13 protein-coding genes are annotated in these 13847 nt (G+C 42.6%); 6 read left to right on the forward strand and 7 right to left on the reverse strand.

What is annotated here, in order from left to right:
• Positions 1 to 100: 100 nt before the first annotated feature.
• Positions 101 to 835 (forward strand): FNR family transcription factor, encoded by a 735-nt coding sequence (locus CWC03_RS06235; protein ID WP_095729526.1) that lies wholly within the window; start codon positions 101 to 103, stop codon positions 833 to 835.
• Positions 836 to 952: 117 nt separating this feature from the next.
• Positions 953 to 1876 (forward strand): universal stress protein UspE, encoded by a 924-nt coding sequence (gene uspE, locus CWC03_RS06240; RefSeq protein ID WP_138581020.1) that lies wholly within the window; start codon positions 953 to 955, stop codon positions 1874 to 1876.
• 55 nt (positions 1877 to 1931) lie between these two features.
• Here uspE and CWC03_RS06245 read toward each other — a convergent pair whose 3' ends face one another.
• The 6 genes from CWC03_RS06245 to CWC03_RS06270 all read right to left on the reverse strand — a co-directional run bounded on the left by CWC03_RS06245 (position 1932) and on the right by CWC03_RS06270 (position 10065).
• Positions 1932 to 3128 carry a PepSY-associated TM helix domain-containing protein gene (locus CWC03_RS06245; RefSeq protein ID WP_138581021.1) on the reverse strand — a complete coding sequence of 399 codons (1197 nt, stop codon included), beginning with the start codon at positions 3126 to 3128 and terminating at the stop codon, positions 1932 to 1934.
• A 74-nt stretch (positions 3129 to 3202) separates the two neighbouring features.
• On the reverse strand, positions 3203 to 5356 hold the full coding sequence (locus CWC03_RS06250) for a TonB-dependent siderophore receptor (protein WP_138581022.1): 2154 nt from the start codon (positions 5354 to 5356) through the stop codon (positions 3203 to 3205).
• Between the two features lie 296 nt (positions 5357 to 5652).
• On the reverse strand, positions 5653 to 6546 hold the full coding sequence (ttcA, locus tag CWC03_RS06255; RefSeq protein ID WP_010373971.1) for a tRNA 2-thiocytidine(32) synthetase TtcA: 894 nt from the start codon (positions 6544 to 6546) through the stop codon (positions 5653 to 5655).
• 163 nt (positions 6547 to 6709) lie between these two features.
• Complete coding sequence (locus tag CWC03_RS06260) at positions 6710 to 7846, reverse strand: ABC transporter permease (protein ID WP_138581023.1); 1137 nt, start codon at positions 7844 to 7846, stop codon at positions 6710 to 6712.
• Positions 7843 to 8577 carry an ABC transporter ATP-binding protein gene (locus tag CWC03_RS06265; RefSeq protein ID WP_010373966.1) on the reverse strand — a complete coding sequence of 245 codons (735 nt, stop codon included), beginning with the start codon at positions 8575 to 8577 and terminating at the stop codon, positions 7843 to 7845. Before CWC03_RS06265 ends, CWC03_RS06260 begins: the two co-directional genes overlap by 4 nt.
• A gap of 3 nt (positions 8578 to 8580) precedes the next feature.
• Positions 8581 to 10065, reverse strand: coding sequence for an alpha/beta hydrolase (locus CWC03_RS06270; protein WP_138581024.1), 1485 nt, complete (start codon positions 10063 to 10065; stop codon positions 8581 to 8583).
• An 89-nt stretch (positions 10066 to 10154) separates the two neighbouring features.
• On the opposite strand from CWC03_RS06270, the gene CWC03_RS06275 reads away from it, so the two are divergent.
• Genes CWC03_RS06275 through CWC03_RS06285 form a run of 3 tightly spaced genes read left to right on the forward strand, consistent with a single transcriptional unit; the run spans position 10155 to position 12609 of the window.
• Positions 10155 to 10526 carry a GntR family transcriptional regulator gene (locus CWC03_RS06275; protein WP_138581025.1) on the forward strand — a complete coding sequence of 124 codons (372 nt, stop codon included), beginning with the start codon at positions 10155 to 10157 and terminating at the stop codon, positions 10524 to 10526.
• Entirely contained in the window at positions 10526 to 11359 is an 834-nt protein-coding gene (locus CWC03_RS06280; protein WP_138581026.1) for an ABC transporter ATP-binding protein, read from the forward strand. The genes CWC03_RS06275 and CWC03_RS06280 overlap by 1 nt, the downstream gene beginning before the upstream one ends.
• Positions 11356 to 12609 carry a hypothetical protein gene (locus CWC03_RS06285; protein ID WP_138581027.1) on the forward strand — a complete coding sequence of 418 codons (1254 nt, stop codon included), beginning with the start codon at positions 11356 to 11358 and terminating at the stop codon, positions 12607 to 12609. The genes CWC03_RS06280 and CWC03_RS06285 overlap by 4 nt, the downstream gene beginning before the upstream one ends.
• 120 nt (positions 12610 to 12729) lie before the next feature.
• Here CWC03_RS06285 and CWC03_RS06290 read toward each other — a convergent pair whose 3' ends face one another.
• Positions 12730 to 13290 carry a TIGR00645 family protein gene (locus CWC03_RS06290; RefSeq protein WP_138581028.1) on the reverse strand — a complete coding sequence of 187 codons (561 nt, stop codon included), beginning with the start codon at positions 13288 to 13290 and terminating at the stop codon, positions 12730 to 12732.
• A 173-nt stretch (positions 13291 to 13463) separates the two neighbouring features.
• Between CWC03_RS06290 and CWC03_RS06295 the strand changes: the two genes are divergently transcribed.
• A complete protein-coding gene (locus tag CWC03_RS06295; RefSeq protein ID WP_010373953.1) occupies positions 13464 to 13706 on the forward strand; it encodes a hypothetical protein in 243 nt (80 codons plus the stop codon).
• Positions 13707 to 13847: the final 141 nt, after the last annotated feature.

Here is a 13847-nt window from a genome sequence, read left to right on the forward strand (position 1 = left end):
TTTTGCGTGTCATATGAGTTTGTGGTGACCTGTAGTATCAAAACCGTTATGCTTTGATACTGGGTTGCCTTCACGTGCGTCATAGACTTATGGAAATTTTATGGACTTAAGTAATCAAAACCGCTCAAAGAGCCAATGCACAATTAGCTGCAACAACTGTAGCATTAGTCAGCTTTGTCTCCCATTTTCACTCAATGGCAGCGAAATGGACAAGCTAGATGAGATCATTGAACGTAAAAAGCCGCTTCATAAAGGGGATTTTCTTTTCGAGTCAGGTACGCCATTAAATGCCATCTTTGCCGTTCGATCTGGCTCATTTAAGAGCTACACACTGTCTGAACAAGGCGACGAGCAGATCACCGGATTTCACCTTGCGGGCGATCTTGTGGGTTTTGATGCCATTAATAAAATGCAGCACCAGAGCTTCGCACAAGCTTTAGAAACCTCCATGGTGTGCGAAATCCCTTTTGACACCCTCGATGAATTAGCCGGTAAGCTGCCAAAGCTACGGCAACAGATCATGCGATTGATGAGCAGTGAAATCAATTACGACCAAGAAATGTTGTTATTATTGAATAAAAAGACTGCTGAAGAACGCTTAGCAACTTTTATCTATAACCTTTCAAACCGCTTTGGCGAGCGTGGTTTTTCTCGTAAAGAGTTCCGCTTTACAATGACGCGCGGTGAAATTGGTAACTACTTGGGTCTTACCGTGGAAACCATTAGTCGTTTACTCAGCCGTTTCCAAAAAGCCGGAACAATCAAGGTCGAAGGCAAGTTTATTACCATTATTGATGCTGCAGCCTTAGCTGAAACTGCCGCGATTGCATCTTGATTTAGAACAAACTATTTATCGTTAAGACTTTATCCTTAGATAGGATCGGTTACACTCAATAAGGTCAGAGGTGAAAAGCTTCTGATCTTATTTGTATACCGTTTTAAGGAGATAGTCGTGGATAAAATCAAAAGTATACTCACCGTAATTGATCCAACTAAAGAGCGTCAAAATAGCTTAGAGCGCTCTATCAATCTTGCCAAGCGTACCGGTGCAGCCATTACTGCATTTATGTCAATTTATGACTTCTCCTATGAAATGACCACGATGTTGTCTAAAGACGAGCGTGAAGCAATGCGTGAAGCGGTGATCAAAGACAGAGAAGCATGGCTTGCTGAAATGGTTAAGGGCTTTTCCGATGTGAGTATCCAAACTAAAGTGTTGTGGCACAATCGCCCCTACGAAGCGATCATTAAAACCGTGCTTGCACATGATTATGATTTGGTCATTAAATCCACCCATCAGCACGATACGCTAAAGTCAGTTATCTTCACTCCAACCGACTGGCATTTAATTCGCAAATGCCCTGCTCCTCTACTGCTGGTTAAGGATCACGCTTGGCCAGATCAAGGCAACATTATTGCAGCTGTAAACTCTGTCAGCGATAATGAGCAACACCGACAACTCAATAAACGTATCATTACAGATGCTCAATTTTTATGTGAGCTGGCCAATGCAAAATTGAGCCTTGTAAACACCTATCCAGCAACGCCTGTTAATATTGCCATTGAAATTCCTGAGTTTAACCCATCGCAGTACAATGAAGCCGTGAAAAAGCACCATGAAGACGAAACGTTTGCACTCGCAGAAACTTATTCAATAGATAGAAACGACTGTATCATCAAAGAAGGTTTACCAGAGGACGTTATTCCCTACGTTGCCAAAGGCAAAGATGCTGAACTGGTGGTAATTGGCACTGTTGGTCGCACTGGACTGAGTGCAGCGCTTGTTGGCAATACTGCTGAACATGTTATTGATAGCTTAGACTGTGATGTCTTAGCACTAAAGCCAGATGGCTATAAATCCCCATTAGAAGACTGAGCCAGCGCGCAAGTTAATTTAATGTGCGGCTATAATACATAGTCGCACATCCCCTTTATGTATATCTGGCGAGCCAGAAGTAAAAGTAAAATGCTGATAAACAAAATATCGGCAACGTTGCCAACTGTGCGCTCGTTATACTTTTAGACTTAGTGCGCTTGTATGTCATCATCACGCCGGTAAACGACAGCCCGGTTAATGCAAGGCCAAACACAAACCATATAAGCTTAGAAGTGATCCCCGCAAAATAACCAAAGTGTAATGGATCCGCATACTCGTTAAGATAATTTCCCCACGCCATGTTTTTGGGGTGCTGTATTGCTACAACCTCTAGCGTTGTTGGGTCCATATACACCTTGTGCGCTCTATCCCGAAGTAAAGGGTTTGCACTCATTCCTTGAAAACGCAGCACCACATTATCTGCTCTTGGCAATTGCACTGTTGTTATCGTCCAATTGGGAATGGCAAGCTGCGCCTTCTCAAAAGCGCTTTCAAACCTCTTTGCAGAGAGCATGTTAATGTTTTCTACCACTGTAATATGCTCAACTTTTGGAGCCGGAGGCTCCAAACTCACACCCGCTACCCGTGCAGAAAACTCATATAGATACCAAATACCCGTGATTATTATAAGCGCAGTAAACCACAGTCCCCATAAGCCAAAAACCTTATGCAGGTCACTCAAAAATACTCTTGTATCTTGTACCACTCTCAAACGCCAAAGCGCAACTTTCCAATTTCGTGTGGTTTTCAGTCCAGTGTAGACAGAGATCAGTAAAATGAATGCAAAAGCGGTAACAATTGGTAGTCCGGGCATTGCCGGCATAAATAGGTAGCGATGCAAGTCTCTAAAAAAGCGCTGTATTGTGAGTAATGGAATATCACCTGTTACTTCATGGGTCCATTGGTCGACGTGAACATACCTATCACTTTTAGCCTCGAAAGCTACCCTTGCACGATAGGTAAAGTAGTCACTTCCCATTGTGCCTAACGTAATAATACGGCCTTCAGGATAGCGCTCAGCTATCGACGCATACATGTTTCTCCACGATGCCGCCGTTTGCTCTTTTATCTCTTCGGGCTTTTGACTCGCACGCATTTCGTCAAAAACAAGCCAATCTAATTCATTTGAAACGGTTGCAATTGTGCCCGTTGCGAGGATCACAAACATGACCGCCGCTAATTGAAAGCCTACCCAGGCATGTAAATCATATAGCTTGCGTAGCCGCTTTCTTTGTCTAGCTTTGTCTGCCATCTTGATCCTCTTAAAGGTCGACTTTCATTCCCATAAGCTCGGATAACTTACCGAGCCTCAGGTCAACTTAAGCATTACCAGTTGTAGGTAAACTCCAAGAAAGCATTTCGTGGCTCACCAGGAAAGTGTCCTGTGCGCTCTAAAAAGCCCGACTCTGCATATTCTTTATCGAGTACGTTTTCAACTCTGAATAGCACACTGTAGTTATCTAGTTCCCAAATAATGGAGGTGTCAGCGACGAAATAGGAATTTAGTGTTTGGCCAGATAAACTAAGCTGCTCATCCACATAGTTACCGCCAACAGCGAAAGCCAGATTCCACTCAGGGATCTGATATCGAGTCCACACCCCAAACTGATTTTCAGGGGCGTTGGCAAATTTATCGCCAACACTATTGCGGATCCCACCTGCGCCATTGTCAGCGGTGATAGTCGCATCATTATAGGCATAGGCCAGACTTACTACCCAGTCAGGGGTCACGTCGGTGATTAGCTCGATTTCTAGGCCTTTACTCGTGATTTCTCCGATTGGCGCTAAATTATCAACCCCATCTTTCTCAGGATCTGTACCTGTATTTTGTAGCAAGTTTTGCCTTGTTATCTGATAACCAGCGACTTTTAGCAATGTACTTCCGTCAAATAACTCAGCGTTAAGCCCAACTTCAATGATATCACCCGTCGTTGGCTCAAATGGGCCACCCGCTTTTTCATCCTGACTGGACACGCCTTGAGGTTCATAAGAATCAGCCCACTGTGAATACAATGAGATATCATCAGATAGCTTGTAGATACCACCAATTCTGAAGCTGACATTGGTATCATCAAACTTACTGCCATTGGCATTGTCTTCAAACTGGTCATAACGAACGCCTGCTACAAACGTTACTTTCTCCCAGGCGAGCTCGTTGAGTGCATACATGCCATTACGCTTTTGTTTTGTTGTACTTTCTGGCGCAAACTTCACATCGTATTGATTTGCCTGCGTTTTTCCATAATTAGGATTGTAGAGAGACAAAGGCAAAATATCCGAGTCTAACGAGGTACCATTTAGGTAACGTATGACAAAGTCATTAGAGGCTGACGCTCGACCCAACAACGCATCTTCTTGCCCTGAATATATATCTAGTCCAAATGCGGTACGCTGCTCAGCGCCAAACACCTGTGTTTCATAAACGAAGTTAGCAGCAAAAGATAGCTGAGACTGGGCTCTTAGTTGATCTCGGAACTCACGTGCGACCAAATCGATTTGACCATCTTTATTGCTATCGATGAGTGCTCTTGGTTCATGATAATTTTGTTCTTGTTCATTATCGATATAGCGGAGCGCAACGTTGTAGCTTAGTGATGGACTTAAATCCCCAACAACACTCGCTTGCAATACATCTGAGGTTAGATTTAAAAAGTCTGTAGGCTCATTATGATTCCACGATGGTGTGGTTAGAAATTCACCGTCATCGCCAGCGGGGACACCGCGTAAGCGATTCGCGTCCAAGTCCTGTTTGTAGTGCGTGTATTGCAAAATCAAACGAGCATCATCAAAATCATAAGCGTAATCTGCATCCACAATTGCCACTTCGCTGGCACTATTATCGCGGTAAGTATCTTGTTGTTCATAAAACGCCCCCAAGCGAATGCTTTGCGCTTGTGCTACTTCACCAGTCACCTCACCAGAAGCACCATAGCGGCTATCTGTGCCCGCGATAATACGAGTATTGGCACTAAACTCAGATTGCGGCTTTTTAGTTATATAGTTAAATAATCCACCAGGTGCTCCGGGTCCATACAGCATACCGGCGGGACCTTTTAAAAAGTCGACACGCTCGACATTAAATAGCTGTGGGACATTAAACCCCACATATGGGTCGCCTCTTAGACCATCAAAATAGATTTCTTCTTGGCGAAAGCCACGTGCAGTCACCCCCGCGTAACTAAATTGGCTGACCCCCGCGATATTACGATAGAGATCTTTGGCATCTCTTGCTGCTAAGTCACGGATCAGATTTGCATTGAGAGAGGTCACCATTTGGGTCGAGTTAAGTGGGTCAACCGCAAGCTTTCCCGTTGAAGATTCACCATTACGATATAAATTTAATGTACGACTAACGACGGTTATTTTTTCGATATCTTGGTCTTTAAGCTTATCTTCTGACACTAGCTGCTGAGCTGACGCATGCAAAGACGGATACATAATCGCCAAAGCGATAAGGGATAGTTTTGATATTGTTTTCATTTAGAGCCACAACTTGGTTATTATTAAAGCGCAAGCAAATGATAACAATTATTAATTACACTTAAAATAACTTAGATGCATTTAATTGCGTTTTTTGCAAAATTAAGAGCAAGATATCTCATACTGAGATCGTTTCTCCGGCCGTATCTATAAATTAGGTGCGTAGAGTTAACAGGTAATTTAAAGTGAAAAGTTTTTAATCTGTTGGAGAGCAAAAGTAGTTAAGTTGTAGAGTACCAATTATTGACTTTTAGACTAGGCCTATCAGACCTAGCCCGGGAAATCATTGTTGAAAATTAAATATTGGTTACATCAATAAACAATGATTCATCAATGTTTGTCGAGGAAACCACTGCTTCATTAAAGTCATAAGCCTCACGCTCACCGTCTCTATCTAGAGGCAAACTTTCGAAGTCAAAGAGTTCCGTGTCAGCCAGTTGGCTTGGGCTAACATTCTGAATTGATTTGAAAATATTCTCTACTCGACCCGGTGTTTTCTTATCCCACTCCACCAACATAGATTTAATGTTTTGACGTTGCAGGTTTTCTTGTGAACCACATAGGTTGCACGGAATAATAGGAAAATCCTTATGTTCAGCGTATTGAATAAGATCTTTTTCACGCGCATAAGTGAGCGGGCGGATCACCACATTACGACCGTCATCAGAGCGTAGCTTTGGCGGCATCGCTTTCATTCTTGCGCCGTAGAACATGTTTAAAAACAGCGTTTCAACAATATCATCTAAGTGGTGACCTAGTGCGATTTTCGTCGCACCAATTTTTTCCGCAAATGAGTACAAAGTACCACGACGTAATCGTGAACAAAGGCCACAAGTCGTTTTACCCTCTGGTACCTTTTCTTTTACGACTGAGTAGGTATCTTTATCGATGATGTAATAAGGAATATCTAACGTTTCGAAGTACTCTGGCAAAATATGTTCTGGGAATCCAGGTTGCTTTTGATCCAGATTGACCGCCACCACATCAAAGTGAATTGGTGCCGCCTTTTTTAGGCTAAGTAAAATATCTAGCATGGCGAATGAATCCTTACCACCGCTGATACAAGCCATCACCACATCGCCTTCTTCGATCATATTATAATCTTTGATGGCGTTGCCGACATTACGGCGCAGACGCTTTTGCAGCTTATTAAACTCTAAAACTTCTTTGCGATTATCTTGCTCTGTCATGGTGTTAGGTGCCGTATTCATACTTACTCAACTGTGTACTGTGGGCGTTATCGCGCTAGTACATTACTACATCAATTATGGGGCGCCGATTATACGTGAAATTGAGATGAGGTAAAATACAAAAATGGCGCCGTCCTGAGCGCCATTGTTGGGAGCTAATAAATTAGAGGCCGAATACCACTTTTTCACTTTTTAGCATGCGACTGCTCAGGTAAGTGAAAATTGCAAACAGCCCCAGTGTGACCGCGCTCGACAATAATAGTTGCGGTACTGGTATTGCATTGCCTTTAATGATTTCAATCATGGCGTTTTGCTGCGCTGCGATCGGCATCCATTGCATAATGTCGGTAGCAATATCATAGGTCGTAGCCATGCTCATCATTACCGGAATGAACAACGCCATCGCCACATAAGATTGCGCTTCTTTAAATGATTTAGCCAAGAAAGAGATAAATATCAATAAACTGGCAGACATTAAGGCTATCGGCAGGCCAATAATAATTGCTGAAACAATAAATTTAGGACCTATGACCACCGTAAAGCCCATCATCTCCCAAGGCACCATATTATATGCAAACTTTGATATTATGGTGGTTAACACTAGGGCAATAATAGAGAAACCTGCGATTGCCCCCACTTTAGCTAACACAATATGCATGGTACTGATCGGGTGGCTAAGTAAAAGCTGTAAAGAGTTGCGCTCTCGCTCCCCTGCACTACTGTCAATTGCCATACCCATCGCCGCATAAAATAGTGAAATAATAATAGATAATGTTGCGATACCTAATACGAAGCCCCCTTTCGAGGTTGGTGTCGCTTGGTCATGAGTTTGGACATCAATCGCACGAGCAATTGTCGGATCGATACCACGCGCGACTAACCGCAATGAAGCAACTTCACTGTTATATAACATGAGGTTACGCTCTAGTCGGTTAATTGATGAACGTAGCTTTTGCTCCGATTTATCAGCGATGATAAATACCGTCGCGCTCTTTCCTTGCATCATATTTTCTTGGTAATCATCGCTGATCTCCAAGGTAATGGCTTTAACCTCTTCGCCTTCACCATGTTCAATTTCTTTACTCGCTAAAAATTGTACTAAGTTAGGCGCATTCTCTGCGTTATTAATGGTGATTTTGAGTGCATCAGGCGAAGCCATTTGCTTAAACATGACGGTAAATAATACACACATTAGAATAGGTGCACCAATGCAATAGTAAAGGCCAGCCATCACCGAACGTTTGTCACGGCTTGCGTCTAACACTTCTTTTTTAAATAAAACTGAGATTAATTTCATCATGCTGCAATTCCTTCATCTGTACCGATTAGGGTAATGAAAGCTTCCTCAAGCGAGGCTTTACCTGTTTGCTCACATAGAGCTTGTGGAGAACCTTCCGCGACCACTTTGCCTTTCGCCATGACCACAACATGATCGCAAAGGGCTGCAACTTCTTGCATCACATGGCTAGAAAACAAGACACAGTGACCTTGCGCCTTAAGCATCAACAACAAATCTCGTAATACTCTGGTACTCATTACATCTAAACCACGTGTTGGCTCATCAAGTACAATATTTGTTGGTTTATGCACGATTGCCTGCGCCAACGCCGTTTTCATTCTTTGACCTTGTGAAAAGCCTTTACAGCGTCTATCCGCGATATCCAACATTTGTAGCTTTTCTAACACTTCTTGTGTCGCGGCAGCGGCCGATTTTGCGTCCATGCCACTTAGTTCAGCGTAAAATTGGGTATATTCACGCGGTGTCATGCGCTCGTAGAGTCCACACGGGTCTGGGAACAATCCTAATTGTTGTTTTGCTCGAGTTGGCTCTTTGGCAACATCAATACTATCGATAGACGCCATACCTTGATCAGCTTGGAGCAGGCCAAATACGGTCCGTAAACAAGTTGTTTTACCTGCTCCATTTGGTCCCAATAGTCCCGTAATTTGACCATCACGAGCGGTAAATGACAGCCCGTCTAGCGCGTTCACTTCACCAATCTTTTTATATAAGTTATCTACTTGGATCATGAGTTACTCCTTATCAGCGGTTGCTGGGCCATTGATGTTCATAAAGAATTGTTTGCGTGTATCTTCTTCAAGACAGCTAGTATCAAAGTCTCCCACTGTCTTTTCATCGTAAAACTTAGCAATAAGCTTATTAGCACAGCTTTGCCCTGCGACAATGTGCGTAGCCGTTGGTGCAACTAAGTGTGTGGCATTGCTTAGTTTTTCCATTGCAACTTCTGCCCACTTTGCAGGCGTTGCTGGATCTAATCCGCCAGAAAGCAGTAAGGTTGGAATGTCGGATGAAACAGGTTCATAGTAACTACTTGGCACCGGGCTCACCTTCCAAATTGGGCACGTCGCATCTAATCCTGTGATCATCATCTTACCCATATAGTTTTCACTATATTTGGCTTTGTCCGCGGCCGTTAATCGCGGCCAATCCTCCCCACATACAATCGCCTGATGCATTCCCATGGCCAATCCAAGACCATCTTCATTTGGTGCCATCATGCCAACGAGTGGAGCCAGGTTACCTTTAGTCGCTTCACTAATAGCAAGCGGCACCAATGCACGGAAGGAATGAGAGTAAAGCGCCATCCTAATCGCACTATATAACTTCATTTTAGTCATCGTCATCGCGAGCGGTTTGCTGGTTCTTGGATGAAGAACAGACGCCTCTATCGGCGTTTGCTCTACTTGATTAAGCAAGCTCTGCCATTGCTGCTTTAGATTCGGATAACTATTTGCACACTTTTTATCAGCTTCACATTGTGTAAAGAGAGCGTTCAATGAGTCTTCTACCGCGCCGCCAATCGCCATTAAACTTTGGTTATTGGGTGCAAGACCATCTAACACGGCCGATGCAACACTATCGGGGAACTGTCTCATATACTCAAGTGCGATGCGTGTTCCATATGAGCCACCATATAAGTGTAATTTGCTATAGCCAAGCGCGTCTCGTACCGCATCAAAGTCTTTTGCTGCTGCAACCGTCGTATAATCGGAAAGATCTGTGCCTAGTTTTTCTTTACACTTAAGGGCATCTTCTTTGTAAAAATCGAGACCCAACAAAGTATCATTTAGCGCAAATTGTTGCTCAAGATCATCCATATCGCATTGTAAAAGATTAGATTTTCCGGTTCCCCGTTGGTCAACAAGTATAATGTCTCTGCTTTCTCTCGCGTATTTAAGGATCCTTTCAAAATTTGCTGCAATTTCGGTGGCTGACTGCCCAGGCCCCCCTGCAAACGCAATAATCGCTTCTTGTGGGTAAAGCTGCTTTATCGCTGGAATAACCATAAAGTGAATATCAATTTTTTGTTCTGTTTTGGTTTCACTTAATGGTTGCGAGATTTTTCCGCATTGCGCTCTGTCACTGAGGCCTTTTGCATAACAAGCGGATAATTCTGCGGTTGATGTTGCCGCTTGTGATGACAATGCAGCTCCTAAAATGAGAGGAAGCAGCGCTAGCTTTACTAAGCTTTTCTTAAACTTAAATGGCTTTTTCATAGTTATTTCCTTGTTGACTCACGGTCAGTATGCTAACTTTAAGTGAGTGTATCAGTGTATTATTGTATTAATACAGTAGAATTAGAGTAATGCTAGATCTTATTCATGTCAACCCCAACAGCGCAGAGCCGATTTATAAGCAGCTATTTGATCAGGTAGTGCGTTTAATTGTGTCTGGTAAAGCGCAAGCCGGAGAAGAGCTACCTTCTGTAAGAAAGCTAGCTGAGCACTTCTCGGTAAATCCGATGACCGTCTCTCGGGCTATCGGGCAACTTGTCGACCAAGGTTGGCTTGAACGAAGACGCGGCCAACCGACACGCGTTGCACCGCAACAAACTACACAACAGACCGATAACCTACTCCATAAAAACCTAGATATTTTAATTAGTGATGCGAAACAGCTTGGGATCAGTAAGGCTGAATTGATATCATTGATTGATAAAAATTGGGGACAAGAATAATGACAAGCCCACTACTACAATTCACTAAAATACATAAACAATTTACCGACAAGCCGGTTCTTGAGGACATAAATCTTATTATTGAACCTGGCATGGTTATGGGTTTACTAGGACGAAACGGGGCCGGTAAAACAACACTTCTACGGATTGCACTTGGGTTAGTCGCACAAAATAGTGGTGAGGTTAGCTGCCTCAATAGTAGCAACCTCGAGCTGAGCCCTACGTGCAAAAGCCAAATTGGCTATGTGCCACAACAACCCTGTGGCTATCAAGGCTTTAAAGTCAAAGATGCCCTAGCACTGCACCGTAGCTTTTATCCGGATTGGGATATTACGCTTGAGCAAGAATGGCTTTCTCGCTTCGAGTTAGACGAAAGCAAGCTAGTAAGTAACCTTTCAGTTGGCCAACAACAAAGCTTAGCGCTGATAATGGCGATGTCGTATCGACCTAAGTTACTGATCCTTGACGAGCCAGTGTCAAGCCTCGACCCCATTGCACGCCGAGAATTTATGTCGGACTTATTCGAGTTAGCGCTTGAATCCGGCTCTGGTGTACTTTTCTCCTCGCATATTACATCTGACGTTGAGCGCGTCGCGAGTCATATTGCCATTATTAAAAATGGTAAGGTTTTAGTTACTGGCGAATTAGATACACTAAAAGAACAAATTAGGCTTGTTCCGCATCACCTTACAAGCAAACTGCCATCCGGAAACGTACTTCACCAATCTGAACGGTTTAGCATTTATCAAGCTCACGACAGTGCAAACTGGTCAGCAGACCTACGGCAAAGCCATAGCAACCTTGAGCAGCTCTTTGTGGAGTTACACGCATGAGTACATTAACTCAGCGCAATTGGTGGACAGGGTTTTCCGGATTTTGGTTGCGAGAGTGCGGTTCGGCAAACTTTTTCATTCCAGGGTTCTTAGCGTCTATCGCTTCACCTTGGTTAACTTTGATAGAAGATCAAAATATACAAGCATTTAGTTTGATCTTTTCAATCAGCGCCTTATGGATGGCTTTTTGTTGGCAGTTGGTGAAGCTACAAGCACAGGAAAGCGCCTTACTATTCCCAGCAATTAAGCAGCACATATACTTGCAAGGTACGGTAATTCTGGTCATTGGCTACCTACTCAATGCCCTTGTTCTTCTCAACCGCCCCGCACCTGAAGTTGCCTATGCCATGTTGTTTGCAACAAGTTTTGGCGGTAGTTTCTTTTTACTATGTATTCGAAATAGTGTGTATTTCAAACATAATAGTTACGTTTTTATGCTCGCACTCGTGCTCGCCATGTTTTTTGGTGATACCCCGCAAATTTTAGCACTGCTTGCCGTTCCCCTCATGTTAATGGGAATATACCTGTTAGTGACACGGACTCACCACTGCCAATGGCATCATTTGGCATATCAAACCTACATAAATAATATTCAAACTGGGTGGCTCCCGAGCAATACCTTTGCACCAGATTTCCTCACTCAGGGGTTTAGACAGTTTTTTATGCCAATGAGCTATTTTGCAGGTAATCTGTTGATACAAACCTGTCAGATATTGCTTGTCTCTGGGCTATTAGCCATTGTCGCAAGTGGCTTTTTTGGTGTCACACTCCATTTTGTTATCGGCTTTACCGATATGCTTGTTCTGATGGTCGCTATTTTTGTCTGTTGGTCCAAGCTACAAACAAAAATGACATGGGATCAACTATACCTACTCCCTATTTATTCAAGTCTTAAAGCGATAAAGCAGGCTTACCACGCCTCTGCGGTTAAACTTGGTTTTTGCCTATCCTTGTTTCAACTTCTAGTGTTGCTAATTTGTAGCTTTCTTTCCGCATTCGAGACTGCGGCTTTCTACTTAGTGATATTTACAGGCTCTGTAGCGGGATTTGTTCTTTGCGTAGCGCTAGGAAGTATGATTAAAAGCGCTCTTGCTTTGTCGCTTTCCTGCATGTTCGTAGTCATTTTGCATAGTGCTTTTAAATCTTACCTGTTAAATCATGAGCAATCAGCAACCACCCTTTACCTATTGTTAGGTTACGTTGTGATAGCCATCTCACTACTTTTTTACAGTAATAAGAGGTTTGATTAAGAAGGATGTCGCTCGTAGTGACGTGGCGCTATAGCACTTGAGCCATCAGAGATGATGCTAGTAAGAATAAAGGAGTGATAGTGAGTATAAATCGTTATCACTCTTTTATGATCGCTATATTTAATGGGTGTGGGTTCGACTATTAATAAAGTCAGTGACCGAAAACAACACTCCAGAGATCACGAAAGTAATGTGTATACCTACTTTCCAAGCAAGCTGCTCACTGGTTAAATCTTGAGAATGAATAAAGACCTTGAGTAACTCTACGGCAGATATCGCTACGATGGCGCTGATCAGCTTGATTTTAAGCCCTGAGAAGCCCACCTTCCCCATCCAAGTCGGTTTGTCTTCTTGTGGTTCGACATTAAGCTTAGAAACAAAGTTCTCGTAGCCACTAAAAATAATGATGATCAACAACCCGGCCAGTAAAGCTGTATCAACCAATGTTAAGATACCAATGAGTAGCTCTTGATTTGTCGCTGTAAGCGCACTGATGGTCATCATATAAAGCTGTTTAAAGAACTTAAGTAATAGCAACACAATCGCGAGTAGTAAGCCAACAAAGAACGGCGCTAACAGCCACCGTCCTTTAAATAAGGTTCTTTCTAATAGATATTCATAACGATTAAATTGCTCACCCGAAGACTTAGTTTCTTGCTCCATATTTTTGATTTTCACCATCTTTAATAAGTTTGATTGAACCCATAAATGTAGCATCAACGCTTATATTTCTCACTATTTATTGAAGTAAATTTGAATCAATTTTCTGCTCTTAAAGAGAAAATTAATTCGTTTTCCTTATTTTAAATTTTGCTTTAAAACATGCTTGTTCTTTCAACTAACAGGTAACACGAATGAAAACCTTAGTTTCATCACTAATCGCTCTATCTCTTTTTGCTTGTGTACAAGTACAAGCCGATGAAGAGTTACCAGTCGCGCCTGCAGATTTGGTTCAAGAGTTAACTCAAATGTGCCTTGATTGGGCAAAAGATGATGATGTGCAAGCATCTGAAATGAAAAAATATGTTTTGAATTGCGTTAACGACGAGCTAGAAGCAACTGGCTATCAAAAAGTCAAAGACGTAAACATTAAGTAATACCAGTTGTATTAAGTAAATGATCTATCTTGAAGCGGGGAAATAGCTTTAGTAGCAAGGCAAAAATTTTGCTATTTAGTTGTTCTAAATGAGAAATTTTTAACGAAGCTAATATGCTATTTCACCCTTCAAATTGATTAG

Origin of the sequence: Pseudoalteromonas sp. S2755, from assembly GCF_005886535.1 — a bacterium.
Taxonomy (GTDB): Bacteria; Pseudomonadota; Gammaproteobacteria; order Enterobacterales; family Alteromonadaceae; genus Pseudoalteromonas.

What these genes read in the sequence shown, in the direction of transcription:
- CWC03_RS06235 (WP_095729526.1), top strand. Translation starts at nt 101, where the DNA reads ATGGACTTAAGTAATCAAAACCGCTCAAAGAGCCAATGCACAATTAGC.
- CWC03_RS06245 (WP_138581021.1), bottom strand. Translation starts at nt 3,128, where the DNA reads ATGGCAGACAAAGCTAGACAAAGAAAGCGGCTACGCAAGCTATATGAT.
- CWC03_RS06250 (WP_138581022.1), bottom strand. Translation starts at nt 5,356, where the DNA reads ATGAAAACAATATCAAAACTATCCCTTATCGCTTTGGCGATTATGTAT.
- ttcA (WP_010373971.1), bottom strand. Translation starts at nt 6,546, where the DNA reads ATGACAGAGCAAGATAATCGCAAAGAAGTTTTAGAGTTTAATAAGCTG.
- CWC03_RS06260 (WP_138581023.1), bottom strand. Translation starts at nt 7,846, where the DNA reads ATGATGAAATTAATCTCAGTTTTATTTAAAAAAGAAGTGTTAGACGCA.
- CWC03_RS06265 (WP_010373966.1), bottom strand. Translation starts at nt 8,577, where the DNA reads ATGATCCAAGTAGATAACTTATATAAAAAGATTGGTGAAGTGAACGCG.
- CWC03_RS06270 (WP_138581024.1), bottom strand. Translation starts at nt 10,065, where the DNA reads ATGAAAAAGCCATTTAAGTTTAAGAAAAGCTTAGTAAAGCTAGCGCTG.
- CWC03_RS06275 (WP_138581025.1), top strand. Translation starts at nt 10,155, where the DNA reads ATGCTAGATCTTATTCATGTCAACCCCAACAGCGCAGAGCCGATTTAT.
- CWC03_RS06280 (WP_138581026.1), top strand. Translation starts at nt 10,526, where the DNA reads ATGACAAGCCCACTACTACAATTCACTAAAATACATAAACAATTTACC.
- CWC03_RS06285 (WP_138581027.1), top strand. Translation starts at nt 11,356, where the DNA reads ATGAGTACATTAACTCAGCGCAATTGGTGGACAGGGTTTTCCGGATTT.
- CWC03_RS06290 (WP_138581028.1), bottom strand. Translation starts at nt 13,290, where the DNA reads ATGGTGAAAATCAAAAATATGGAGCAAGAAACTAAGTCTTCGGGTGAG.
- CWC03_RS06295 (WP_010373953.1), top strand. Translation starts at nt 13,464, where the DNA reads ATGAAAACCTTAGTTTCATCACTAATCGCTCTATCTCTTTTTGCTTGT.